This window comes from Mycolicibacterium anyangense (assembly GCF_010731855.1).
GTDB lineage: Bacteria > Actinomycetota > Actinomycetes > Mycobacteriales > Mycobacteriaceae > Mycobacterium > Mycobacterium anyangense.
Window position 1 is genome coordinate 4246483 of the sequence record NZ_AP022620.1, and the last position, 23267, is coordinate 4269749.

General features: G+C 67.5%; 24 protein-coding genes. 11 read left to right on the forward strand and 13 right to left on the reverse strand.

What is annotated here, in order from left to right; genetic code table 11:
* The first annotated feature begins 79 nt into the window (after positions 1 to 79).
* Entirely contained in the window at positions 80 to 862 is a 783-nt protein-coding gene (locus G6N35_RS20155) for a maleylpyruvate isomerase N-terminal domain-containing protein (RefSeq protein WP_163805841.1), read from the forward strand.
* Complete coding sequence (locus tag G6N35_RS20160; protein ID WP_163805842.1) at positions 859 to 1569, forward strand: mycothiol-dependent nitroreductase Rv2466c family protein; 711 nt, start codon at positions 859 to 861, stop codon at positions 1567 to 1569. Before G6N35_RS20155 ends, G6N35_RS20160 begins: the two co-directional genes overlap by 4 nt.
* Here G6N35_RS20160 and G6N35_RS20165 read toward each other — a convergent pair.
* From G6N35_RS20165 to G6N35_RS20185, 5 genes are all read right to left on the reverse strand, one after another.
* Positions 1566 to 1877: a hypothetical protein gene (locus tag G6N35_RS20165; protein ID WP_163805843.1), complete on the reverse strand. Its 312-nt coding sequence runs from the start codon at positions 1875 to 1877 to the stop codon at positions 1566 to 1568. The genes G6N35_RS20160 and G6N35_RS20165 overlap by 4 nt on opposite strands.
* A 186-nt stretch (positions 1878 to 2063) precedes the next feature.
* A complete protein-coding gene (locus G6N35_RS20170; protein WP_322790625.1) occupies positions 2064 to 2537 on the reverse strand; it encodes a DUF4262 domain-containing protein in 474 nt (157 codons plus the stop codon).
* Positions 2538 to 2625: 88 nt separating this feature from the next.
* Positions 2626 to 3753: an N-acetylglucosamine-6-phosphate deacetylase gene (gene nagA / locus G6N35_RS20175; protein WP_163805844.1), complete on the reverse strand. Its 1128-nt coding sequence runs from the start codon at positions 3751 to 3753 to the stop codon at positions 2626 to 2628.
* On the reverse strand, positions 3754 to 4539 hold the full coding sequence (nagB, locus tag G6N35_RS20180; protein WP_163805845.1) for a glucosamine-6-phosphate deaminase: 786 nt from the start codon (positions 4537 to 4539) through the stop codon (positions 3754 to 3756).
* A 9-nt stretch (positions 4540 to 4548) separates the two neighbouring features.
* Positions 4549 to 5019: a PTS sugar transporter subunit IIA gene (locus tag G6N35_RS20185; protein ID WP_163805846.1), complete on the reverse strand. Its 471-nt coding sequence runs from the start codon at positions 5017 to 5019 to the stop codon at positions 4549 to 4551.
* A 132-nt stretch (positions 5020 to 5151) separates the two neighbouring features.
* On the opposite strand from G6N35_RS20185, the gene G6N35_RS20190 reads away from it, so the two are divergent.
* From G6N35_RS20190 to G6N35_RS20200, 3 genes are all read left to right on the forward strand, one after another.
* Entirely contained in the window at positions 5152 to 6720 is a 1569-nt protein-coding gene (locus tag G6N35_RS20190; protein ID WP_163805847.1) for a PTS transporter subunit EIIC, read from the forward strand.
* Positions 6721 to 6871: 151 nt separating this feature from the next.
* Positions 6872 to 7333, forward strand: a complete 462-nt coding sequence (locus tag G6N35_RS20195; protein WP_163805848.1) for a DUF732 domain-containing protein — start codon at positions 6872 to 6874, stop codon at positions 7331 to 7333.
* Positions 7334 to 7441: 108 nt separating this feature from the next.
* Positions 7442 to 7720: a hypothetical protein gene (locus G6N35_RS20200; RefSeq protein ID WP_179967393.1), complete on the forward strand. Its 279-nt coding sequence runs from the start codon at positions 7442 to 7444 to the stop codon at positions 7718 to 7720.
* A 3-nt stretch (positions 7721 to 7723) separates the two neighbouring features.
* Here G6N35_RS20200 and G6N35_RS20205 read toward each other — a convergent pair whose 3' ends face one another.
* Positions 7724 to 9109: a WS/DGAT/MGAT family O-acyltransferase gene (locus G6N35_RS20205; RefSeq protein ID WP_163805850.1), complete on the reverse strand. Its 1386-nt coding sequence runs from the start codon at positions 9107 to 9109 to the stop codon at positions 7724 to 7726.
* Positions 9110 to 9317: 208 nt separating this feature from the next.
* Here G6N35_RS20205 and G6N35_RS20210 point away from each other — a divergent pair, with 208 nt between their 5' ends.
* A complete protein-coding gene (locus tag G6N35_RS20210; protein ID WP_163805851.1) occupies positions 9318 to 10547 on the forward strand; it encodes an acyltransferase family protein in 1230 nt (409 codons plus the stop codon).
* 126 nt (positions 10548 to 10673) lie between these two features.
* Positions 10674 to 11384, forward strand: a complete 711-nt coding sequence (locus G6N35_RS20215) for an Rv0518 family GDSL lipase (RefSeq protein ID WP_163805852.1) — start codon at positions 10674 to 10676, stop codon at positions 11382 to 11384.
* 1 nt (position 11385) lies between these two features.
* Here the strand turns inward: G6N35_RS20215 and G6N35_RS20220 are convergent, their stop codons facing one another.
* On the reverse strand, positions 11386 to 11646 hold the full coding sequence (locus G6N35_RS20220; RefSeq protein WP_163805853.1) for a hypothetical protein: 261 nt from the start codon (positions 11644 to 11646) through the stop codon (positions 11386 to 11388).
* Between the two features lie 72 nt (positions 11647 to 11718).
* Positions 11719 to 12558 (reverse strand): DUF4344 domain-containing metallopeptidase, encoded by an 840-nt coding sequence (locus tag G6N35_RS20225; RefSeq protein ID WP_163807812.1) that lies wholly within the window; start codon positions 12556 to 12558, stop codon positions 11719 to 11721.
* 137 nt (positions 12559 to 12695) lie between these two features.
* On the opposite strand from G6N35_RS20225, the gene G6N35_RS20230 reads away from it, so the two are divergent.
* Both G6N35_RS20230 and G6N35_RS20235 read left to right on the forward strand, forming a co-directional pair.
* On the forward strand, positions 12696 to 14297 hold the full coding sequence (locus G6N35_RS20230; protein ID WP_163805854.1) for a S53 family peptidase: 1602 nt from the start codon (positions 12696 to 12698) through the stop codon (positions 14295 to 14297).
* Complete coding sequence (locus G6N35_RS20235) at positions 14290 to 15042, forward strand: hypothetical protein (RefSeq protein WP_246224422.1); 753 nt, start codon at positions 14290 to 14292, stop codon at positions 15040 to 15042. The genes G6N35_RS20230 and G6N35_RS20235 overlap by 8 nt, the downstream gene beginning before the upstream one ends.
* Before the next feature lie 9 nt (positions 15043 to 15051).
* Here the strand turns inward: G6N35_RS20235 and G6N35_RS20240 are convergent, their stop codons facing one another.
* Together G6N35_RS20240 and G6N35_RS26960 are read right to left on the reverse strand one after the other, a co-directional pair.
* A complete protein-coding gene (locus tag G6N35_RS20240; RefSeq protein ID WP_163805855.1) occupies positions 15052 to 15942 on the reverse strand; it encodes an aminoglycoside phosphotransferase family protein in 891 nt (296 codons plus the stop codon).
* A complete protein-coding gene (locus tag G6N35_RS26960; protein ID WP_170313140.1) occupies positions 15939 to 16079 on the reverse strand; it encodes a hypothetical protein in 141 nt (46 codons plus the stop codon). The genes G6N35_RS20240 and G6N35_RS26960 overlap by 4 nt, the downstream gene beginning before the upstream one ends.
* 23 nt (positions 16080 to 16102) lie before the next feature.
* Here G6N35_RS26960 and hrpA point away from each other — a divergent pair, with 23 nt between their 5' ends.
* Together hrpA and G6N35_RS20250 are read left to right on the forward strand one after the other, a co-directional pair.
* The gene (gene hrpA / locus G6N35_RS20245; protein ID WP_163807814.1) at positions 16103 to 20041 is read left to right on the forward strand and encodes an ATP-dependent RNA helicase HrpA; all 3939 of its coding nucleotides are present in this window, start codon (positions 16103 to 16105) and stop codon (positions 20039 to 20041) included.
* A gap of 158 nt (positions 20042 to 20199) precedes the next feature.
* Positions 20200 to 20430: a hypothetical protein gene (locus G6N35_RS20250; protein ID WP_163805856.1), complete on the forward strand. Its 231-nt coding sequence runs from the start codon at positions 20200 to 20202 to the stop codon at positions 20428 to 20430.
* 145 nt (positions 20431 to 20575) lie between these two features.
* Here G6N35_RS20250 and G6N35_RS26965 read toward each other — a convergent pair whose 3' ends face one another.
* From G6N35_RS26965 to G6N35_RS20260, 3 genes are all read right to left on the reverse strand, one after another.
* Positions 20576 to 20743, reverse strand: coding sequence for a hypothetical protein (locus G6N35_RS26965; protein WP_170313141.1), 168 nt, complete (start codon positions 20741 to 20743; stop codon positions 20576 to 20578).
* 257 nt (positions 20744 to 21000) lie between these two features.
* The gene (locus G6N35_RS20255) at positions 21001 to 21303 is read right to left on the reverse strand and encodes a hypothetical protein (RefSeq protein WP_163805857.1); all 303 of its coding nucleotides are present in this window, start codon (positions 21301 to 21303) and stop codon (positions 21001 to 21003) included.
* Between the two features lie 16 nt (positions 21304 to 21319).
* Positions 21320 to 22816: a class I adenylate-forming enzyme family protein gene (locus G6N35_RS20260; protein WP_163805858.1), complete on the reverse strand. Its 1497-nt coding sequence runs from the start codon at positions 22814 to 22816 to the stop codon at positions 21320 to 21322.
* Between the last annotated feature and the right edge of the window lie 451 nt (positions 22817 to 23267).

A 23267-nucleotide genomic window follows, 5' to 3' on the forward strand; every position in this document is an offset into this window, starting at 1 on the left:
GGTCCCGATCGGTGATGACCCGGCGGAGCGCCCGGAGTAGCTTCTGCCAAGAGGCTCGACCAACGGATGAGGTGGACACATGAGATCTCTGGACGACATCCGCGCCGCGCTGCGCAGCAGCTATTCGCAGTTCGAGGCGTTGTGCGCCGGCCTGCGCGACGCGGAGTGGACAACGCAGTCGCTGTGTCCGGAGTGGAACGTCGCCGATGTCGTCAAGCACGTCACGAGCATCGAGGCGGTCATGGCCGGCTGGTTGCCCGAGGACACCACCACCCCACCACCGTTCGAGAAGGCTGCGGAGTTCCTGGCCGGAACCGAAGACACCGCAGTCCTGGTGGACAAGGTCCACGCCGTCTACGACCGGCGCCGAGGCGACCTCGCCGCGCTGACCGACGCCGATCTGCAACGCTCGTCGTGGATGCCGGTCGGCCCCGGCACCTACGGACGATTCCTGGAGATCCGGGTCTTCGACTTCTGGGTGCACGAACGGGACATCACCACACCGCTGGGACGCAGCACCGACGACGGCACCCTGACCGCCGAAATGTCACTGGCCGAGGTGGAGGGCTCGATCGGCTACATCGTCGGCAAGAAGATCGGACTGCCCGAGGGCAAGAGCCTGGCGATCCAGCTGACCGGGCCGGTCAAGCGCGACATCAACGTCCGTGTCGACGGCCGGGCTCAGCGCGTCGAGCATCTCGACGCCCCCGACACCACGCTGACGACCGACTCGACGACCTTCATCCAGCTGGCCTGCGGCCGAATCGACCCGCAGACCCAGATCGACTCCGGCGCGGTCAGCTGGACCGGCGACGACGAGATCGGCGACCGGGCCGCCCGCAACCTGCGGTTCACGATGTGACCGGCCTTCCGCACTCGGTGGACTTCCACTTTGACGTCATGTGCCCATACGCCTATCAGACGTCGAAGTGGATCCGGGAGGTCCGCGACCAGACTGGCCTGAAGGTCAACTGGCGGTTCTTCAGCCTCGAGGAGATCAACCGGCAGGAGGGCAAGAAGCACCCGTGGGAACGCGAATGGTCCTACGGCTGGTCGATGATGCGCATCGGGGCGCTGCTGCGCCGACAGTCGATGGCGGCGCTGGACGCCTGGTACGAACGCGCGGGGCGGGCCCTGCACGAGGAAGGCCACAAGCCGCACGAGCGGGCCGTCGCACGACATCTGTTGACGGAGTTGGGTTTTGACCCCGCTCTGGTCGACGCGGCGATCGCCGACCCGACCACCAACGACGAGGTGCTGGCCGATCACCGGCGGGTCGTCGATGCCGACGGATACGGTGTGCCGACGCTGTTCTTCCCCGACGGGCAGTGCCTGTTCGGACCGGTGCTGATCGACCCGCCCACCGGTGCCGCGGCGGTGCGGCTCTGGGATGCGGTGGTCGCGTGGACGGAGTTCCCCCACCTCTATGAGCTGCAGCGGCCCAAGACCACCGCCGACGGCGAACTGATCAGCACCACCTTCCGGCCCTATCTCGAGGCCCGCGACTGGGTGTCGATCAACCGCGGTGAGGTGATCAACTTCGATCAGGGCGCACGCGCCGACGGTTAGGGACCGTCGTCGGTATCCGTCGGATCCGACAGCGACAGCCGGAAGATCAGCGCCAGCAGCGCGAAGATGATCAGCGCCGAAGCGATGTCGAACCACTGGAACGGGTAGAGCGCGCCGTCGATCGAGAGCACCAGGACGGTCTCGACCAGACCGAATCCCGCGAAGAACAATCCCAACTGCAACCGTGACAACGCGTGATGGCGTTGCGTACGGCGCAATTCCACCGCGAACGTCAACAGCAGGACCGGCAGAACCTGCGCGAGCGTCATCGCCGTGGCGCTGTCGACTATGACAATCCGTCCGGCCATGGTCCCCCCGATCGTGAGCGTGGCTGTATCGTCTCACAGCCGCGCGACAGCACTGCGCCCACGTCAAACAAACTGACAGACAATGCAATTGGATCTGCCAGGTTGTGGCTGACGGCTCGACCCACCTCGAGACCCCCCGCCGAGAGGCGCGCAATGCCGGCTATCGGGCTCTGGACGGCAACGTGTTCAACATCGTGAAACGTCGGGACGCAGCGGCCAGCGCATCCCGAGCACCGGTTGCCTGCTCTCCTGATCGCAGAAGTCCGGTGCCCACGGCCATCTGCCCCGGCCGTCGGCCCACACCAGTTGGAGGGCGCGAATCGGCCCGTGGATCGCCACCGCCACCGGCAGGTGTACCTCCGGGTGGTCGACCTCCACGATCTCGGCCAGGGGTCCGTCCGGCAGGCGCAGCTGTTGGCCGGGAGAGAGGGCCCGACCGGCGAGTTGGAGTTGTGCCGACCGGTTGAGAACCCGGGCTGCGCGGGCCGGTGACACGTTGGTCATCAACAGTTCGGGCAGCCCGTACGCCGTCATGCCCGCGGTGTAGGCGAACGGCATTCGCAGGTCCTCCACGTACTGGACGGCCCAGCCCCGCTTGTCGATCTTCCCGCGAACGACGTCCAGATAGTCGGCGACGGTGCTGCCCGGGTGGTCGCACATCCAGCACATGGCTTCCCCTGTCGTCGGTGATACCGCCACCCTGCACCAGGGGTCCGACAAGTTCCTCGAACACCAGTTCTAGAGCACGTCAGAGCCATGCGCCGGCGAGCATCACCCCGCTCACCCCGAGGTTCGTGTCCAGTACCACCAGATCGGCGCGCGCCCCCGCTTCCAATTCCGGCACCGGAAGGCCCAGGGCGCGTGCCGGATTCACCGACGTCGCCGCCACGGCCTCCTGCAGAGCGCGGTCGCGGGGCAGCCCGCTGTGCTCGACGGCGAATCGGAAGACCCGGTCCATCGTGGCGGTGCTGCCGGCGATGGTCGAGGTACCGGTCAATGTGGCGATGCCGCCCGCGACCGTCACCTCCAGCCGGCCGATCCGGTAGGCGCCGTCGGCCATCCCCGCGGCGGCCATGGCATCGGTGATCAGCGTGACGCGATCAGGGCCGGCGCTGCGCACCACGTGCCGGTAGAGGGCGCCGTCGACGTGGACACCGTCGGTGATCAGCTCCACGGTCACCCGCGAATCCTCCAGCAGGGCGATCACCGGCCCGGGTTCGCGGTGGTGGATCGGGCGCATCGCGTTGAACAGGTGGGTACCCACCGTGGCACCCGCCTCGATCGCGGCCCTGGTCTGTTCGTAGCTGGCGTCGGTGTGGCCCACGGCGGCCACCGCGCCGGCAGCCACGATCCGTTCGATCGCCGTGAGTGCCCCGGCGCGCTCCGGCGCCAACGTCACCATCCGGATCGTGCCGTCCCCGGCGGCGAGAACCCGGTCCAGTTCGTCATCGGGGTCGCGAAGCAGCGCAGGGTCGTGGGCGCCGCAGCGCCCCGCCGCCAGCCACGGCCCTTCCAGATGGATCCCGGCGATGGTGCCGTCGTGTACCTGCCCCGCCAGGACCACCACCTGCTGCAGCAGCTCGGCGGGTGCGGCACTGACCAGTGATGCCACCACCGTCGTGGTGCCGTGCCGGTGATGCAGGTCCACCGCCGCGCGTGTGGCGGCACTATCGGCGGCCGAGAACTCCGACCCGCCGCCGCCGTGTACGTGGGTGTCGACGAACCCGGGAACCACGGTCGCCGCACCCAGATCCCGGTCGGCCCGCCGTGGCGGGGGACCGGCACCGACATCGGTCACCGTCGTCCCGGAGACCCCAATCCAGCCGGGCCGCAACAACTCCCGGCCGGTCAGTACCGTCTCGGCGGTCAGCAGCACTCAGATGCCCTGCCAATCCGGTTTGGACCGGTAGGTCTCCCGGTAATAGTCGGCGAGCTGCAGGCGGCGTGCCGCGGCGCCGTCGAGCAGCACCGTGACGTGGGGGTGGTGCTGCAGGATGGTGGCCGGCCACATCGCGCTGACCGGCCCCTCCACCAACTGGTGCACCGCCTCGGCCTTGGTGCGGCCGGTGGCCACCAGGATCACGTGGCGGGCGGCCATGATCGTGCCGAGCCCCTGGGTCAGGCAATGGGTCGGCACCAGGTCGACGTCGCCGCCGAAGAAGCGGGCGTTGTCGATGCGGGTCTGCCGGGTCAGCGTTTTGATCCGGGTGCGCGACGCCAGCGACGATCCCGGCTCGTTGAAACCGATGTGGCCGTCGGTGCCGATGCCCAGGATCTGCAGGTCCACCCCGCCGGCTGCGGTGATCGCGGCCTCGTAGGCCGCGCAGGCGGCCGGGATGTCGGTGGCCAGGCCGTCCGGGCCGTCGACCGCGCCTGGGGCGAAGTCCACCCGCGAGACCAACACCGAGTCGATGACGGTGCGATAGCGCTCGGGATGGTCGGCGGGCAGGCCGACGTACTCGTCGAGGGTGAACCCGCGGGCCTGGCGAAACGAGATCCGGCCCGCATCGCAGCGGGCGGCCAGTTCGTCATAGATGACCAGGGGAGAGGACCCGGTGGCCAGGCCCAGCACCGCGCCGGGCTTGCGGCGCAGCAGCGTCTCGATGGCGTCGGCGGCGAGCACGCCGATCTGGGCGGTGTCCTCGGTGATGATGACCTCCACCGCCGGCCCCTAGCGATTCGCCATGAAAAGGACTGCAGCAGAGGAAATCTCGGATGCATCTGCGACGGCTTGACCGGGCACCACATTGCCCGGCTCGCGTTCGTCCATCACAACCACCGCAACGATCGGGTTCAAGCCCGCGGCAACGATCGACGGCACGTCGTAGCTGATCACCGGCTGGCCGGCGGTCACCATGTCGCCCTCGGCGATGTGCGGGCGAAACCCCGCACCCTGGAGTGCGACGGTATCCAGCCCCAGATGCACCAGGACGCCGACATCGTCCGTGGTCATGATGACGTACGCGTGCGGCATCAACTTCAGGACGCGGCCCGCGACCGGCGCAACCGCGTCGACCACCTCGCGGGGTGGGTCGACGGCCGCACCGTACCCGACCATTCCTTGGGAGAACACCGGATCGGGGACGTCGGTGAGGGCGACGGCGCGTCCACTGACCGGCGCGAGGACGGGCGTGCTGCTCACGGTGACTCCTTCGGCTCGGGTGTTCAAAGAATAGAGACCCGGGGCTGCCCGCCGTGGCCGAAACACCCTCTCACGTGCGGCCCGGGTGGTCTAAGCTTCCGCTGAGCTGCGATATAGGGAGGTCGGCCGGTCATGAGTGAGGCAGCCAAAAAGGCAGGGGCACAACAGAAGTCAGCATTGCGGATCCCCGGCTTCGCACAGCTGCAGCGGCTCGGTAAGAGCTTGATGCTGCCGATCGCCGTCCTGCCGGCCGCGGGCATCCTGCTGCGGCTGGGCCAGGACGACCTGCTGGGCCGCATCAAGGCGCCGGTGATCGGGCCGTTCTTCCAGGCGATGAGCGCGGCGGGCGGGGCGTTGTTCACCAACCTGCCGTTGCTGTTCGCGGTCGGTGTGGCCATCGGCTTCGCCCGCAAGGCCGACGGCTCCACCGCACTGTCGGCTGCGGTCGGCTACCTGGTGATGCAGGCGGTGTTCAAGACGATGTCGCCGTTCGTGCTCGCCGGACAACTCGACAAGGCCGGAGATCAGGCCCAGATCAATTACAGCGTGTTCGGTGGCATCGTGATCGGCCTGTTGACCGCGTGGTTGTTCGACCGCTACCACACCATCACGCTCCCGTCGTACCTCGGCTTCTTCGGGGGCCGGCGGTTCGTGCCCATCGTCGTCTCGCTGACCGCACTGGTGGTGGCGTTCGCGATGAGCTACTTCTATCCGATCTTCGACGCCGGGCTGACCGGGCTCGGCAAGTTCATCGGTGGTGCGGGTGCGCTGGGCGCGTTCGTCTACGGCTTTGCCAACCGGATGCTGATTCCCCTTGGCCTGCACCACATTCTGAACTCCTACGTCTGGTTCATCTACGGCAGCTATCCCACTGCGGACGGCAAGGTGGTGACCGGTGAGCTGACCCGCTTCGCGGCCGGCGACCCCAGCGCGGGGCTGCTCACCTCGGGCTTCTACCCGATCCTGATGTTCGGTCTGCCGGCCGCCGCGCTGGCGATGATCCACGTCGCGAACAAGAAACAACGCAAGGTGGCGTTCGGCATCCTGTCGGCTGCGGCGTTGACCGCGTTCCTCACCGGTGTCACCGAACCGCTCGAATTCGCCTTCATGTTCGTCGCGTTCCCGCTCTACATCGTGCATGCCGTGCTCACCGGACTGTCGCTGGCGATCGCCTACCTGCTCGACATCCACCTCGGATTCTCGTTCTCCGCGGGCTTGATCGACCTTCTGCTCTACGGCACCGCGCCGGCAGCCAAGAACATTCCGCTGTTGATCGTGATGGGCTTGGTGTTCTTCGTCGTCTACTACCTGTTGTTCCGGTTCGCGATCACGAAGTGGAACATGCGCACCCCGGGCCGGGAACCGCAGACCGAGTTCGACGCCGAGGAACAGGCCAACCTCGGCGACGGCACCGATTCCGTCACGGCGGTCTCCGCCGGTACGTCGGTGGCCACCGCGCCTGCGCCCGCGGCGACCCGAGCCGAGCAGTTGATCGCCGCATTCGGCGGCCGGGAGAACCTGCGCAGTGTGGACGCCTGCATCACCCGGCTGCGGATGGAGGTCGACGACCCGGCCAAGGTGGATCAGGATCGATTGCGCGCCCTGGGTGCGGCCGGCGTCATCGAGGTGGGAAACAGTGTGCAGGCCGTCTTCGGAACCCAGGCCGAGGTGCTCAAGAACGAGATCAACGATGCGCTGTAGCAGCCGCCGGGCTTCGATCACATAAGAGAAACGCTTACGTTTCAAAGCTTTATCGCGCTGTGTCCTCGCCGTGACTCAAGGGGCTCATCGTTACCAAAGTGATGTTTGTGGCTCTTGATTCTGAGCCGACCGAGCCAGATGAGGGAACCACATGGGCGCTTCCAGTCTCGAGATAGTCGCTGTCACCGCCGGGGTCGTGGTCGCCGCCACGATCTGGCCGGCTCAGGCCCACGCCGACCCGACCAACCTCACCGGTGTGCTGAGCACCGTCGGTGTGGGAAACGGTGGGCCGATAACCGCGTTAATCGAACAGATCGGTCAACAGGTGTGCCCGCTTCTGGTGAAGCCGGGGGGCAACCTGGTGTCGGGCGCCACGCAGGCCAGCGGCCACGGTGGGCTCGCGTCCCAGATCACCGGATTCGTCGCGGAGCAGGCCATCCAGTCCCAATGCCCCGCCGCCATGACGCAGCTGGCCAACGGGAACTTCGGGCCGCTCCTGCAACTGCTGAACACCGCCAACCAGGCCTCGGGCACGCTCAACACGCTCGGCGGGACGGGCGTGCCGTCGATCGCACTGCCGCAGGTCGTCCAGCCCGTGCCTCCGGCTGCCTGACCACTGTCACGGCGGGTCACGGCGGGTAACGGGGGTGGCTGCGAAGCCGATAACGTGATTAGGTTTGGGGTGGGCCTCGGACGGCCCCGGAAGCGGAATCGAGAGTCTGTGAAGCAGCGAGTGGTCATCGGATTGGGCGCGGTGTCGCTTGCCCTCGGCTCGGTGGCCTTTGCCGCACCCGCATCGGCGGACTGCCCGACCGGCACGGTGCCGACCCGTTTCCCCGGGGTGTGCACCGCGGGCCAGTCCGGTGGCGGGCCGCCCCAGGTCATCAACCCGGGTGACGTCACCACCAACATCGCGCCCAATCAGATCCCGGCAGTCAACGGCGTGCCCTGCAACCTGGAACACCAGGGCACCTGCTGGGGATTCGCGCAGAACGGCTGAGCCTCAGGACACCGGTACCAGACCCGCGGCCACCTCGAGTTCGCGTAAGGCCGGGCCGAGGGCGTCGGAGATCTCCTCGAGGTCGCCCGCGATCTCCGGTGTGCTGGACAGACCGAAATCCAGGGCGCCGCGATAGCTGAAGCAGGTGATGTTGAGCCCGACGTCCAGCATCAGCGGACCGATCGGCACCAGTCGCTCGACCGGCGCACCGGCCAGATACAGCGGGAAGTCCGGCCCCGGGACGTTCGACACCACCAGGTTGATCGGCACCATCCGGTCGCCGAGATGAGCAGCCGAGTAGGCCCGGATCGCCAAACCGAGTAGCCCGGGCGGCGTCGTCTCGGTCAGCCCGACGATCTGGTGGTCCGACAGGGTACGGGCCATTTCCTTAGCGCCCTGCGAGCTCTCGTAGATCGCAGCGATGCGGTCGGCAGGGTCCTCGACATCGGTGGCCAGACTCACGGTCGTGGAGGTGATCTGATTGCCTGCGGTGGAAGCCTCGGCGTGCGTGGACACCGGGATCTGAGCCACCAGCGGGCGGTCGGGCAGCTCGCCGCGCTCCAGCAGATACCGCCGCAGTGCGCCTGAAATCGTCGCCAGCACAACGTCATTGACCTTGACGCCGAACACATCCTTGACAGCCTTGACCCGATCCAGCGGCAGGGTCGTCGAGGTGACCCGGCGCCGCGCGGACAATTGGGTGTTGAATCGGGTCGCCGGTGCCTCGAAGAAGTTGGGCGGTTTGTTGGTCACCGAGCGGGCCGCCAACTGCCCGGTGACGGTCTGCTGCACCACCCGGGCGACTCGGTAGGGCGTCATCACCGCCAGGTTGAACAGCGCGCCCAGCGCCCGCCGCTGCACCCCGGGCAGACGGGCGCCGCTGTCCTCGGCGGTGGCCGCCGGCGGCCGGGGAACGGGGGTTACGTCGAGCAGGATCTCGCTGAGCCCGGCGCCGGACACCCCGTCGACGATCGCGTGGTGCATCTTGGTCAGGTAAGCCACCCGGCCACCGTCGAGCCCTTCGATGAACCAGAGCTCCCACAGCGGCCGCGTCTTGTCCAGCGGATAGGACATCAACCGGCCCAGCAGCACTTCGAGTTCCTGGCGGCCACCCGGTGCCGGCAGGGCTACCCGCCGGAGGTGGTAGTCGAGGTCCAGTTCGGAATCCTCGACAAGCCATGGCCGGTCCAGTCCGTGCCTGGCACCGGCGACCCGGTGGCGAAGCAGCGGTAGCTCCGGCAACCGGGCCGTGATGAGCTCGCGGACGGCGTCGAAACTGAACCCGGTGACACCGCTCGGATCGCAGACTCCGAGGGCGCCGATGTGCATCGGACACGTCGGTGTGTCGGCCCACCAGAACGCCGCATCGAGGCCGGAGAGGCGCTGCATGGCGACAGCGTAGGACCGTCCGCGAGCGGATTTCGTCGTTCTGCCGAACCCGTCTTTCAGCGACCACACAGGCTTGTGAAACCGGGGCCCGCGGGTGCGCGCTGATAAACTCACCCCCGTCGCCGGCGGCAGGACAGCGGGGAGGCGGACAGTCGGTCGGGTGCCGGTGTGGCGCCGAAATCGGCGGAAAATCAGCAGGAATTCGGAAATGGGTGGCGTGCGAACCGGAGAGATCAAGGCGCTGACCGGCCTCCGCATCGTCGCGGCCCTGTGGGTGGTGCTGTTCCACTTCCGTCCGCTGATCTGGAACGCTTCGCCGCGCCTGCAGGAAGATCTCGCTCCACTGCTCAACGCCGGAGCCCAGGGCGTCGACCTGTTCTTCATCCTCAGCGGATTCGTGCTGACCTGGAACTACCTGGAGCGGATGGGACCCACCTGGTCGACCCGCGCGACGCTGCACTTCCTGTGGCTGCGGCTGTCCCGGGTATGGCCGGTCTACCTGGTGACCATGCACATCGCCGCGCTGTGGATCATCTTCACGCTGCACGTCGGCACCGTGCCCTCGCCGGATGTGGAGAAGCTCACCGCGATCAGCTACGTGCGGCAGTTGTTCATGGTCCAGTTGTGGTTCGAGCCCTTCTTCGACGGAACCAGCTGGGACGGTCCGGCGTGGTCGATCAGTGCCGAGTGGCTGGCCTACCTGCTGTTCGGCCTCATGATCCTGGTGATCTTCCGGATGGCGACGGTGACGCGGGCCCGCGCACTGCTGTTCCTGGCGTTCGTCGCCTCGCTGCCGCCCACCATCTTGCTGCTGGCCAGCGGGCACTTCTATACGCCGTGGAGCTGGCTGCCGCGGATCGTGGCCCAGTTCCTGGCCGGGGCACTGGCGTGTGCCGCGGTGCGCAGGCTGCGGCCCTCCGATCGCAGCCGACGCGCGGCCGGCTATGGCGCGGTGCTGCTGACCGCCGCGATCGTGGGAATCCTCTACTACTACGACGACCATCCGGTGAACGGGATGATCGATCCCGGCGGTGTGGTCGACATGTTGTTCATGCCGCTGGTGGTCACGCTGGCGGTCGGAGTCGGCAGCCTGCCCGCGCTGCTGTCGACGCGGCTGCTGGTCTACGGCGGGCAGATCTCGTTCAGCCTGTACATGGTTCATGAACTCGTGCACACGGCGTGGAACTGGGCGGTGGCCGAGTACCAACTCGACTTCACCAAGGTGGTCGCCAAGATCGTCGTGGTCGCGTTGATCGCGGCTGCCATCGGTGCTGCGGCGCTGCTCTACCACGGCGTGGAGGAACCGGCGCGCCGCTGGATGCGACGGATGGTCGACTTCCGCGACGTCAAGACCGTTCGCGCCGAACTGCCGCCCGATCCGGCCACCAGGGTGTCCTCGATCGACAACCGCCCGCACCGGTCGGCGCGGGCGGGTTGAGTCAGATCTGCGCCGAGCTCGGCTGTGCGCCAACGTCTTACGGCCCGTCTCGCGGCGCGTTGCCGGGCGGTCCTGGTGGGGCGGCTCTACACTGTGACGGTCGGGGCGCGAATCAGTGAGGTGTCTTTGTCCCTGAGGGATACACTTGCTCGGGCCGCAGCCGCGGCGGTCTCGGCCGCTGTGGTGGCCGGTGCCGTCGTCGGCTACTCGCCGCAGACGCGCGACTACCAACTCCTCAATCGGGGCACCGCGGAAGACCGGGTCGCGGTGATCGGTGATTCCTACACCACCGGCACCGACGAAGGCGGCCGCGGACCCCAATCCTGGACCGCGCAGACCTGGCAGCTGCTGGCCGCCCAAGGTTTCAAGGTCGAGCCCGACGTGGCCGCCGAGGGCGGCGCCGGTTACGGCATCCGGGGCAACCATGGCAACGTCTTCGAGGACCTCACCATCAGAGCCGTCAAACGTGACGATGCGCTGGTGGTCTTCTTCGGCTCACGCAACGACCAACCCGTCGACCAGGCGCGGTTCCCCGTTCTGGTCGGCGAGACTTTCCAGATCGCCCGCCGCGTCGCGCCGTCGGCCAAGTTCCTGGTGATCGGACCGCCGTGGCCCACCGCCGACCCGCCCGACGTGGTGCTGGCTATCCGGGACAACCTGCGCATCCAGGCCAGGGGAGTCGGGGCCACCTTCATCGATCCACTCGCCGAAGGCTGGTTCGTCGGCAGGCCCGACCTCATCGGGCCCGACGGCGTGCACCCCAACGACGCCGGCCACGCCTATCTGGCAGAGAAGATCGCGCCGCTGATCCGCAGCCAGCTGACCATCCCCGTCTGAGTCAGGGCGCTATCCAGGGCGCATTGTTGCCCAGGTTGTTCGCGTCGACCTGGTAGCACATCGGGGGTGTCGCAAACCCGAATGCGCCGCCGGAATCGCAGCGCTGGAAGAATCCGTTCGGGTCTATCGGGCTGTCGCACCGCTGCCCGCCACCCCACGGCGTCCACAATCCCTGGCAACCCGCACTGGCCACCGGCGCCGCCGTCAGCCCGATACCCGCGGCGGCGATCGTGCAGATCACCAGGGAGCTGAGTTTCCTCATCGTCCACCTCCTCGACGGAGAACCTCAAGTGACCTTGGGGTACCCGGTTCGGCGGGGGATCAAGCGCGGACATCAGCGCACGTGCGGCTCCAGCAGGGTGGTCCAGCCCCGGCTGAGCTGTTCCCACTCCTCCTCGCACCCCCCGGCGCGGTCCTCGGGGAGTGATCCGTCCTCGACCAGGTCGGCGTTGGCCTTCGGATCGGAGCCGTAGATCCAGCATTCGAAGTTGTAGGCGCGGGCCTGGTTGAGCGTGTGCACGTCGGCGAACGCCTCCTTTTCCAGTTCGCCGCCTTCGGCGCTGAGCACGTTGTACTCGCGGGCGGTGTCCCTGGCGGCCTGAACGTAGTCCGCGTCGACCTTGCCGTCGTCATTGGGCGACAGCAGCTCGAACGCCGCAAGCTGGTCGGCCACATCCTCTTCACGGCCGGTCGTGGGCAGGTCGTAGATGTCGATCAGCATGTGACCCAGCTCGTGGAAGAACGAGGCGATCCCGATGCGCCGGGCGGTGTCGTCGGGATCGGGGTCGTTCGCCTGGGTGAAGACGCGGATGCTCTCATCGACGTCCTCGTAACACATGACCAGCTTCTTGTCGTTGGGGTCCCAGAAGTCGTTGGCTTCACCGCATTGGGAGCCGACCACCGGGACGTCGAACGGCAGCCGGAAGGACCGGGTGACATCGGCGGCCAGCTGGTCCAGAAAGTGGGTGCGCTCCATCAGGTCTCGGCCCTTGATCGCTTCAGGAGTCGTGGCGTCCTCGTAGGTCACCACCATCTGGCCCGGCTCGTCCTCGGCCGCAGTGGGTTTCGCCGGCTTGGGCGGCGCGGCGCTGGTGGTGCTCGCCTCCGCCTGCGACGTGGACGACACCGCAGGTGTCTGACTTCCGCCGCAGCCCGCGGTCAGCACCGCCGCCATGACCACTGCCCACAGTGCCGGGATGTGTTTGATCACAGCGTCCTTCCTCCCCGAATTCTCCGGTTGCCTGCGCACACATTAGGGGACGCGCGGTCCGTCGACTTGTTCTCACCGGGCCGACCGGTGATGCTGGGGTCATGAGCGCACGGCGTGCCCGCACGCTGGGGAGGACGCCACTGCTCATCGTGCTGGTGATGGCCGTGGCTGTCCTGGTCGCGGACCGGGTCAGTCCGCCGTTGCCGTTCAACATCATCGGCGGTCCGTACGCGAGGCTGCTGGCTCAGTTCGCCGATCTCGGGCCGGCCCGCTCGGATCGGGTGCAGCTGACCGTCGAACTGCGCGAACCGACCAGCCCGGTGGGGTTGACGTCGTGGGCCCGACAACATGGGCTGGCGGTGCACTGGCGCGACGGCGATCCGTGGGCAACCGTGGCCGGCCCGCCGCGACGGGTGGCCGCAGCGCTGGACGTGGCCGTGCACGACTATCGGGGCAAGGACGGCACAGTGTTCTACGCCTCCCCCCAGCAGCCGGCGGTCCCCGGCGAACTCGGCCGTGAGGTCCTCGAACTGGGCCGGATCCTCGGCTACACGCCCTATCACGAGGGCATCCCGCCGACGCCGCCGCTCGACGTGCCCGACGGTGGTCTGATGCCCACCGAATTGCTGACGGCCTACAACGCCGACGGCTTGGCCGCCAGTGGCTACACCGGCGCGGGCCGCACCGTCGCGGTATTCGCCTTCGACGGGTTCGAACAGAGCGACATGGACAGCTTCGCCGACTGGTTCTCGCTGCCCCGGTTCACCCCGGAGGTGGTGGGCGGCATGCCCGCCCAGAAGCGCGGTGAGGCCACCATGGACATCCAGCTGATCCACGCCATCGCACCCTCGGCCAAGATCGTCCTGGTCAACGCTCGATCGACGGTCGAGGGCGATGCGCCCTACGTCAAGCTCGGAGGGCTGATGGAGTCGATCGACCGGCGTTACCCCGGCGCGGTGTGGAGCTTCTCGATCGGCTGGGGCTGCGACCGGATCATGACCCGGGCCGATTTGGCCCCCGTACGCTCAGCGCTGGCCCGCGCCCACCGCAACGGCACCACGGCGTTCGACGCCAGCGGAGACCTGGCCGGTCTGGAATGCAAAGGCGGCCATGACTGGTCGGACACCCCGAGTCCCGACGACATCGGCGTCGATGCTGTCGCGTCACTGCCCGAGATGACATCGGTGGGCGGTACCACCCTGTCCACCGATGCCCAGGGCAAATGGCTGGCCGAACAAGGCTGGTACGACGTGCCTCTCACGCAGGGCAGCGGGGGTGGCGTCTCGCGGCTGTTCGGGCGCCCGGCATGGCAGGACATTCACGAGCAGGCCGGACCACACGACCGCCGCCTGGTTCCGGACATCGCGGCCGTCGCCGACCCGTTCACCGGGGTGAAATTCGTGTTCAAGGGACAGGTTCTCGTCGGCGGTGGCACCTCGCAGTCCACGCCGATCTGGGCGGGCCTGGCCGCGATGATGAACCAGTTCCTCGCCGACCGCGGTCTGGCCCAACTCGGCGACCTGAATCCGCTGCTGTACGAGCTCTCCCACGGATACGGCCTGCCGGCATTCCGGGACATCTCCCTCGGCGCCAACGCCGTCACCCCGGTGCTGCCGGGCTACGACATGATCACCGGCCTGGGCAGCCCGAACATCGAGAACTTGATGAAGGACCTGCTCATCCTCAAGTCGATGGGTGGCTGAGCCAGTGACCGTCGACGTCGAGGAACCCCAGGAATCGTTCTCCGGGTACGCCGTGCCCCGGGGCCGCTACCGAGCCCGGCGGCTGCGCGGCCCCGCCTACTTCGCCACCGTGGGGACCTGGGTGATCCTGCTGGTGCTGGCGATGATGGCGCTGAGCGTGCTGGCGACGCAGATCAGTACCGGGCCGGCCCGCTACATCTGTCCACCGGACTGCGGCGGGCCGCCCACCGGGTTGCCGGTGGCGACCAATCCGCGGTATTTCGCACCGGACGGGTCGTTCTCGGTGTCCTATCCCGCATCGGAGACCGCCTACACCGTCACCAAGGATCCGACCGGCATCACCGCGGACTGGAACGGCGGCGACGGCGGCACATTGCGGTTGTTCAGCGAACCGGCGCGGGGGCGCGATGCCAAGCAGGTGGCCGATGATCTGCTGGCCGACAAGTACCCGGACGCCGTCACGGCCTACGAGCTGCCCAACGCGATCCTCGGTTATCAGCCGGGCTACGGCGAGGTCGCCGACGACTGGCCCAAGGGCACTGTCAACGACTCCGACCGTCTGCGCATCATCCTCATCGTCGCGGTGAAGAACGATCTGGCCCTGGTAGCGGGCGCCGTCGGACCGTTCCACCAGTTCGGGCCCGATTTCGGGCCGGGCCCACCGTCGGCTGCCAACCTGCAGATCGCGCAGGACATGGGCAAGTACGTCAACAGCTTCATGTGGCGTGGCGACCCGCCGCGTTGAGCGCCGAAATCACGACTGGACGGCCTTGGCCAGCGCGATACAGGTGGTCAGCCAGCCCGGTTCGGCGTGCGGGCCGTCCTGTAGTGCCCACATGGCGTTGTGCACCATCCGCACCAGTACCCACGCACGGGCCCGGGCCTCGTCGAAGCCCGCCGCGTCGATCAGGGTGTAGAACCGGCGCAGCACACCGTCGCGGACGTCACCGGCCAACTCGCCCCATCGATTCCACAGCATCGGGGCGATCTCGTAGTGCGGGTCGCCGTTGATCGGTTTCGGGTCGATCGCCAGCCATGGTTCCCGTTGTGCAGCAAGTACATTCGCGTAGTGCAGGTCGGTATGGATGACGCGCGACGGGGCGGGGCCGGCGGTCAGGTCGGTGCTGAGTGCCAGGGCCTGCTCGACCAGCCGGTGCGGGATCGGGGCACTGCGGGGCAGCGCTGCCAGCTCGGCGTTCCAGCGGTGTAGGTAGGACTCCAGCGTCCGCAGCTGCGGCATGGCCGGGACATGGAGGTGGCGGTACAGGCGGCCCACCACCTCGCACGCCTCGATGTCGGAGACGGCGCGCAAGTCGGTGGGTTCCAGCCGCTCGAGCAGCAGCGCCCGGCGGTGGGGGTCGGCGCTGAGCAGCCGCACCGCGCCGTCGCCGCCCCACCGACGCAGGGCCAGGTGTTCATGCTCGGACTCGTCGTCGGGAAAGCCGATCTTGAGCACCGCTGCCGCTCCGTCGGAGGTGCGTACCGGAACCACCAGTGAGCAGTAGCCGTAGCCGGCCGGCCCGTCGATGCGCAGCCGCCACTGGGCGACCGCTTCGCGGCTGAGTGTGGGCAACGTGGCCACCCATGACGCCCACTGCGGCCCGCGGCCGGCCATGGTTCGGACCGCGTGCGGAAGCTCGCTCACCGGTCGGTGTCGTCGGCCGGCTGGTCGGCGGGCGGGGGCGGTGGTTGCCGGTTGAGCCAGTCTTTGAGTCGAAAGAGCTGGCTGGCCACGATGCCGAGGCCCACCACCAATAGACCCACGACGATGGCAATGGTCATTTGGTTTCGAGCCTACGCATATCCTGGCGCGAGTGTCCGAACGGTCCGGCGACGAGCGTCGCGAGCTGCGCGAGCTTCGTGCTCGGCTGGACGGGGTCACGATTCGGGACGCAGCGCGGCTTGGGCGCAGGCTGAAGTCGCTGCGCGATGTCACCCCGGAGAAGATCGGGCAGATCGCCGAGCAGGTCGCGGCCGCTGAGGCGCTGGTGGCGACCCGGCTGGCGGCCGTGCCCGACATCACTTACCCGGACCTTCCGGTCAGCGAGCGTCGCGGTGAGCTGGCCAAGGCCATCAGCGACCACCAGGTGGTGGTGGTGGCAGGTGAGACCGGGTCGGGCAAGACCACCCAGCTGCCCAAGATCTGCCTGGAACTGGGCCGCGGGGTGCGCGGCACCATCGGGCACACCCAGCCGCGCCGGCTGGCCGCCCGCACCGTGGCCCAGCGCATCGCCGACGAACTCGGCACCCCGCTGGGCGACGCCATCGGCTATACCGTCCGCTTCACCGATCAGGCCAGCGATCGCACGCTGGTGAAGTTGATGACCGACGGCATCCTGCTCGCCGAGATCCAGCGCGACCGAAGGCTGCTGCGCTACGACACCCTGATCCTCGACGAGGCCCACGAGCGCAGCCTCAATATCGACTTCCTGCTGGGCTACCTGCGTGAATTGCTGCCACGCCGCCCCGACCTGAAGGTGATCGTCACCTCGGCGACCATCGAACCGGAACGGTTCGCCGCACACTTCTCCGGGGCGCCCATCGTCGAAGTATCCGGGCGCACCTATCCGGTCGAAATCCGTTACCGCCCTTTGGAAGTCGCTGTCGCCACCGAAGAGGACGACGACCCCGATGATCCGGATCACGAGATCGTGCGGACCGAGATGCGGGACCAGACGGAGGCGATCGTCGACGCCATCATCGAACTGGAAGCCGAACCGCCCGGCGATGTGCTGGTGTTCCTGTCCGGTGAGCGCGAGATCCGCGACACCGCAGAAGCGTTGCGCGGCTTACTCAATGATCCGCGGAAGCCGACCGAAGTGCTGCCGCTGTATGCGCGCCTGCCGACCGCCGATCAGCAACGGGTGTTCCAGCCGCACACCGGGAGGCGAATCGTGCTGGCGACCAACGTCGCCGAGACGTCGCTGACGGTACCCGGCGTGCGTTACGTCGTCGACCCCGGTACCGCGCGGATCTCCCGCTACAGCAGGCGCACCAAGGTGCAGCGCCTGCCGATCGAACCCATCTCGCAGGCCTCGGCGGCGCAACGGGCGGGGCGGTCCGGCCGTACCGCACCCGGCGTCTGCATCCGGCTGTACTCGCAGTCCGATTTCGAGGCTCGGCCCCGCTACACCGACCCGGAGATCCTGCGCACCAACCTCGCCGCGGTGATCCTCCAGATGGCGGCGCTGCAACTCGGTGATATCGAGAACTTTCCCTTCCTCGATCCACCGGATCAGCGCAGCATCCGCGACGGGGTGCAACTGCTCCAGGAACTCGGCGCGTTCGACGCCTCGGGGGCCATCACCGACACCGGCCGCCGGCTGGCCCAGCTGCCCGTCGACCCACGGCTGGGCCGAATGATCCTGCAGGCCGACAGCGAAGGATGTGTGCGCGAGGTGCTGGTGCTCGCCGCCGCGCTGTCCATCCCCGACCCGCGTGAGCGCCCGGCCGACCGGGAGGACGCCGCGCGGCAGAAACACGCCCGCTTCGCCGACGAGCACTCCGACTTCGTGTCGTTCCTGAACCTGTGGCGCTATCTCGGGGAACAGCGCAAGTCGTTGTCGGGCAATGCTTTCCGACGGATGTGCCGGGAGGAGTTCCTGCATTACCTGCGCATCCGGGAGTGGCAGGACCTCACCGGTCAACTGCGCAGCATCGCCCGGGACATCGGGATCCGGGAATCCGCCGACGACGAACCCGCAGACCCGTCGCGGGTGCACGCCGCCCTGGTGGCGGGCCTGCTGTCGCATGTGGGCCTGCGGGAAGGCGAGACCCGGGAGTACGCCGGGGCGCGCAACTCCAAGTTCGTGTTGGCGCCCGGTTCGGTACTGACCAAGCGGCCGCCGCGCTGGATCGTGGTGGCCGATCTGGTGGAGACCAGCCGCCTGTTCGGCCGTGTCGCGGCGCGCATCGAGCCCGAGACCGTGGAACACGTCGCCGGAGACCTGGTGCAGCGCACCTACAGCGAACCGCACTGGGATGCCAAGCGTGGTGCGGTGATGGCCTACGAGCGGGTCACCCTCTACGGCCTGCCGTTGGTGGTGCGCCGACGGGTCGGCTATGCCGACGTCGATCCCGTGGTGTCCCGGGAACTGTTCATCCGGCACGCCCTGGTCCAGGGGGAGTGGCAGACGCGCCACCACTTTTTCCGCGACAACACCGCGCTGCGTGCGGAGTTGGCCGAGATCGAGGAGCGCGCCCGCCGCCGCGACCTGCTGGTCGATGACGACGAGATCTTTGCGTTCTACGACAAGCGGATTCCGGCCGACGTGGTCTCGGCCCGCCACTTCGACGGCTGGTGGAAGAAGCAGCGGCACCGCACCCCGGACCTTCTGACGTTCACCCGCGACGACCTGCTTCGCGTCGACGACGCCGACACCGACCGCCCCGACGTGTGGCAAGCCGGTGATCTGGCGCTGCCGCTGACCTATCGGTTCGAGCCCGGGGCCGCCGACGACGGGGTGACGGTGCACATTCCCGTCGAGGTGCTGGCCCGACTCGGTGGCGACGAGTTCGGCTGGCAGGTGCCTGCCCTGCGTGAGGAACTGGTGACTGCCCTGATCCGGTCGTTGCCGAAAGACCTCCGGCGCAACTTTGTTCCCGCTCCGGATACCGCGCGCGCGGTACTGTCGGCGATCACGCCGGGTCAGGAACCGCTGCTGGAGGCGCTGCAGCGCGAATTGCACCGCCGCACCGGGGTTTTGGTGCCCATCACAGCGTTCGACCTCGACAAGCTGCCGGCCCATCTGCGGGTGACGTTCGCCGTGCAGGGTTCGGACGGAACCGAGGTGGCCCGAGGTAAGGACCTGGGCGGCCTGCAGGACACGCTCGCCGGATCGGCTCGTCGCGCCGTCGCCCAGAGTGTGGGCATCGACCTGGAGCGCTCCGGGCTGCGGGGCTGGCCCGAGGACCTCGAGGACTTGCCGCGCACCGTCGAACGCACCGTCGGTGGCCATCTGGTCAAGGGTTATCCCGGATTCGTCGATGGCGGCGCGGGTGTCGACATCCGGATCTTCGCCACCGCCGCCGAGCGCGATCCGGCGATGGCCGCGGGGTTGCGGCGGTTGGTGCGGCTGTCGGTGCCCTCACCGGTCAAGTCGCTGGAGAAGAGCCTGGATCCGCGGACCCGGCTGGTGCTCGGCGCCAATCCCGACGGATCGCTGGCCGCCCTGCTCGACGACTGCGCCGATGCTGCCGTCGACGTGCTGGCCACCTCGCCGGCCTGGACCAAGTCGGAATTCGGTGCGCTGACCGACCGGGTGAAAGGTCGGTTGGCCCAGGCCACCGGTGAAGTGGTCGCCCGGGTCGAGAAGGTACTCGCCGCCCTGCACGAGGTGCAGGTGGCGATCCCGGACCGGCCGCTCCCGGCGCACGCTCAGGCGATCACCGATATCCGTGCGCAACTCGACGGGCTGCTCCCCGCGCGGTTCGTCACCGCCACCGGCGCGACACATCTGGCAGATCTGGCGCGGTATCTGACCGCGATCGTCCGCCGCCTCGAACGGCTGCCGCACGCATTGGCCGCCGACCAGGACCGGATGGCCCGCGTGCACGCCGTCGCTGATGCGTATGCCGAACTGGTGCAAGCGCTTTCACCCGCGCGGGCGGCCGGTTCCGATGTCCGTGACATCGCCAGGATGATCGAGGAGTTCCGGGTCAGCCTGTGGGCACAGCAGCTCGGCACCGCCCGCCCGGTGAGCGAGCAGCGCATCTATCGGGCCATCGACGCCGTTCTCGCCTAACCACTTTGTCCCCCGATCGGGGGACAACCTTTGTCCACCATTTGGGGGACATCTGCATCATCGACTACTTCGTTGGTTTGGCCGACGAGCCAACGGCGCTGGTCAGCGACTCTTGTATCAACAGCGACGAGCTGAAGACCTCAACAAGGGAGATAGACATGACCACCATCTGGATGAAGCGCCTGGCCGCCGGAGCGATGCTGACCGCCGCACCCGCGCTGTTCGCGATCGGCGCCGCCGGTGCCAGCAATGCGGCCACCGGTAGCGTTGACAACGGCGCCAACATGAGCCAGCCGGCTCACCACGAGAGCTTCCCGCACCAGAACCTCGGGACGGACGCCCCCGGCAGCCGTTCCCATCACCACCACCAGTGGCACCACGCCGAGTGATCGCCACCTGAAGAACGTCGGGTGGAGAGGCTACCCACATGCGGCCTCTCCGCCCGATTCCATGTCCGTTCGTGTCCGTTCCGGGTCCGGCCAGACGACAAGAGGGGCACCCCGATGGGGTGCCCCTCTGGTGATGCGGTGTCGATCAGCGGCTGCCGTGCACCGTCGTGTCCACCTGAGGCGCGGACGCGGCCTGCCCGATCTGATTGACCCACTCGTTGTGGCCAAGATCAGCCTGTGCCGGCGCGGCAATGCTCAGAGCGGCGGCGACGAGCCCGCTGGCGATGACGCTGGTGATTGCGAACTTCTTCACTGTGTTTCCCTCTTCCTCGATGGCCGGGGGACCTTCTCGACCGGCCTGCCCTTCACAACGCGGACCCATCGCCGGTTTAGTCCAGGTGGCAGCATTTGATCGGTCTTTGGCTGTCCACCGGCGGCCGCCGAGGACCGTAGCCCGATGCGACGTGGTTTCAGCTGCCATTCGCCGAGCACGGCACGGTGCGATGCGTGGGCGATCTGCTCCGAACGCGCGGTCAACTCGACGAGGAATCGCGCTGGACGGCCGCGACGCTAGTCGCTGGCCGGCAAGGGTTTGGCGGTCTTCTGCTCCAGCAGTGTCGTCCCCACACTGAGGCTTCCAGCACCGGCTTTGGTGACCAGGAGTTCGGCTCCGCTGTCATCGACATAGCGCTTGCCCATGACCGTGCCACCCGAGAAGGCCGGATCGATGTCGACCCCGCCAGCCGGTTCAGCGTCCAAGGGAATCATCGGAGCGCCACCGGCTCGCAGGTCTTCGAGTGCATCCGAGGACCGCACGACGATCACCTGGGTGTCGCACACTTGGCTCTGCAGTCGGGTACCGGTCTTGATCATGTTCTTCCTCCTTGGTTCATTGAATGGGTGTCGGCGCCGCGAGTTCATCGACCAACTGGCGGCGCAACACCTTGCCGGTCGGCGTGGTCGGCAGTTCCTGCCGGAACACCACCCGATCAGGTGTGCGTGAGCCGCGAAGGTGCTGACGTACGTGGGCACGAAGTTCTTCGGGGTCGGGGTTGGCGTCAGCGACAGGCACGACGACTGCCACCATGATCTGGCCCCACTCGGCGTCCTCGACTCCGACAACCGCCACATCGTGGACGTGCGGGTGCTCGACGAGTACGTCCTCCACCTCGGCGGGCGCGATGTTCTCCCCGCCGCGGATGATGGTGTCGTCGGAGCGTCCGCCGATGAACAGGTAGCCCTCGGAGTCCAGATAAGCGACATCCTTGGTGGGGAACCAGCCGTCTTCGTCGAGTACCGAACCGATGCCGGCGTACTTACCCGACACTTGATCACCCCGCACGTACAGCTCACCGACTTCCTCGGGCCCCAGAATGGTGCCGTCCTCGGCCCGGATCTGCAACTCGATACCGGGGACCGGCTGCCCGACGGAGCCCAGTCGCTTGCGGGCGGCCTCATCGTCCGCGCCGTGTGCGGCGCGATGGTCCTCAGGCGTGAGAACCGCGATGGTGGAGCTGGTTTCAGTCAGCCCGTAGGCGTTGACGAAGCCCACTTCGGGCAGCAGTTCCAGCGCTGTGCGCACTAGCGGAAGGCCGACCTTGGAGCCCCCGTAAGCCAGCGTGCGCAGGGCGGGCAACGGCGTGGGATGAACATTGAGCTCGGCGATGATGCGATCAAGCATGGTGGGGACGACTGTCGCGCTGGTGACCGCCTCGGCGACGGCTAGCCGGATCCACTCCGTGGCATCGAACTTGCGCAGGTAGACCATCTTTCGGCCCGCGTAGAGGTTTGACAGCGCTGCCCCGACGCCGGCGATGTGATACGGCGGAACGCAGATCAGGGCAGTGTCGCCGGGTTCGGCGGAGGCAAATTCGACGGTCCCGGTCACGTAGCTGGTGAGGTTGTTATGAGACAGCTCGACGGCTTTGGGCCGTGAGGTGGTTCCGGATGTGAACAGTACGACGGCGACGTCATCTGTGTCGGGATACTCGGAGACCGGTTCGGCATCTCTGGCGGCGGCCACGAACTGGCCGGATTCAATGCTGCTTGCGTTCAAATCCTGCACAACATCGGCATATTCAGCGTCGAACACGATCAGCGGTGCCGGCATGCGGTCGATCAGCTCGGCCAGCGCCTCACCCGACAGGCGATAGTTCAACGGGGCGAACGGCCTGGCTGCACGGGCCGAGGCGAAGATCAGCAGCGGAAGCATGAGTCCGCCGGTTCCGACGTACACCACACTGCTCGCCTTGGTCCCGCTGATCACACCCGCACCACCGCTGGCCAAGGCGTCGAGTTGACCCACCGTCAACCGCTGGTCGTCGCAGACCACCGCCAGGCGTTCGCTATCCGAGGCGGCCATCTCCAAAAGTAATGCAACACTCACTGAAAGACTCCTCGACGCCTGCTCGTAGACCGAGTTGAGTGGTCCCACTCAGTTGCTCGCTCGGGTACCGTATGACAGCCCACGGAGGTTTGTTGAACGCTTCTTGCCGGGCTTGCGGACGATCGCTCGGCGGCGACACGACGAATCATCCCGGCCCCCAGTCGATCAGCCAACTTGGCTGATCGAAGGCCGTTGACCTCCATACCGATCCTCCGACGCCGCCGATGTGTAGAAAACCTTGGCGCGTGTACTGTGCCACGCCACCGAGCCGATATGCACCGCCCGCGGATCGCCAGCTGACAATATAGCGAAACAGTTATCGATATCGGCATGATACCGCACGCGGCGGCCACTCTGTGGGGCGAGGGATGCGGTGTTCGGTGCCAGGTCCTACGTCTTGCCGCGAGAGTCTGTAAGCAGGTCTAGGCAAATTCGACTCGCTAGTATAATC

What these genes read in the sequence shown, in the direction of transcription:
- G6N35_RS20195 (WP_163805848.1), top strand. Translation starts at nt 6,872, where the DNA reads ATGGGCGCTTCCAGTCTCGAGATAGTCGCTGTCACCGCCGGGGTCGTG.
- G6N35_RS20230 (WP_163805854.1), top strand. Translation starts at nt 12,696, where the DNA reads ATGAGCGCACGGCGTGCCCGCACGCTGGGGAGGACGCCACTGCTCATC.
- G6N35_RS20190 (WP_163805847.1), top strand. Translation starts at nt 5,152, where the DNA reads ATGAGTGAGGCAGCCAAAAAGGCAGGGGCACAACAGAAGTCAGCATTG.
- G6N35_RS20165 (WP_163805843.1), bottom strand. Translation starts at nt 1,877, where the DNA reads ATGGCCGGACGGATTGTCATAGTCGACAGCGCCACGGCGATGACGCTC.
- G6N35_RS26960 (WP_170313140.1), bottom strand. Translation starts at nt 16,079, where the DNA reads ATGACCATTGCCATCGTCGTGGGTCTATTGGTGGTGGGCCTCGGCATC.
- G6N35_RS20210 (WP_163805851.1), top strand. Translation starts at nt 9,318, where the DNA reads ATGGGTGGCGTGCGAACCGGAGAGATCAAGGCGCTGACCGGCCTCCGC.
- G6N35_RS20155 (WP_163805841.1), top strand. Translation starts at nt 80, where the DNA reads ATGAGATCTCTGGACGACATCCGCGCCGCGCTGCGCAGCAGCTATTCG.
- G6N35_RS20255 (WP_163805857.1), bottom strand. Translation starts at nt 21,303, where the DNA reads ATGATCAAGACCGGTACCCGACTGCAGAGCCAAGTGTGCGACACCCAG.
- G6N35_RS20205 (WP_163805850.1), bottom strand. Translation starts at nt 9,109, where the DNA reads ATGCAGCGCCTCTCCGGCCTCGATGCGGCGTTCTGGTGGGCCGACACA.
- G6N35_RS20225 (WP_163807812.1), bottom strand. Translation starts at nt 12,558, where the DNA reads ATGGCGGCGGTGCTGACCGCGGGCTGCGGCGGAAGTCAGACACCTGCG.
- G6N35_RS20170 (WP_322790625.1), bottom strand. Translation starts at nt 2,537, where the DNA reads ATGTGCGACCACCCGGGCAGCACCGTCGCCGACTATCTGGACGTCGTT.
- G6N35_RS20250 (WP_163805856.1), top strand. Translation starts at nt 20,200, where the DNA reads ATGACCACCATCTGGATGAAGCGCCTGGCCGCCGGAGCGATGCTGACC.
- G6N35_RS20220 (WP_163805853.1), bottom strand. Translation starts at nt 11,646, where the DNA reads ATGAGGAAACTCAGCTCCCTGGTGATCTGCACGATCGCCGCCGCGGGT.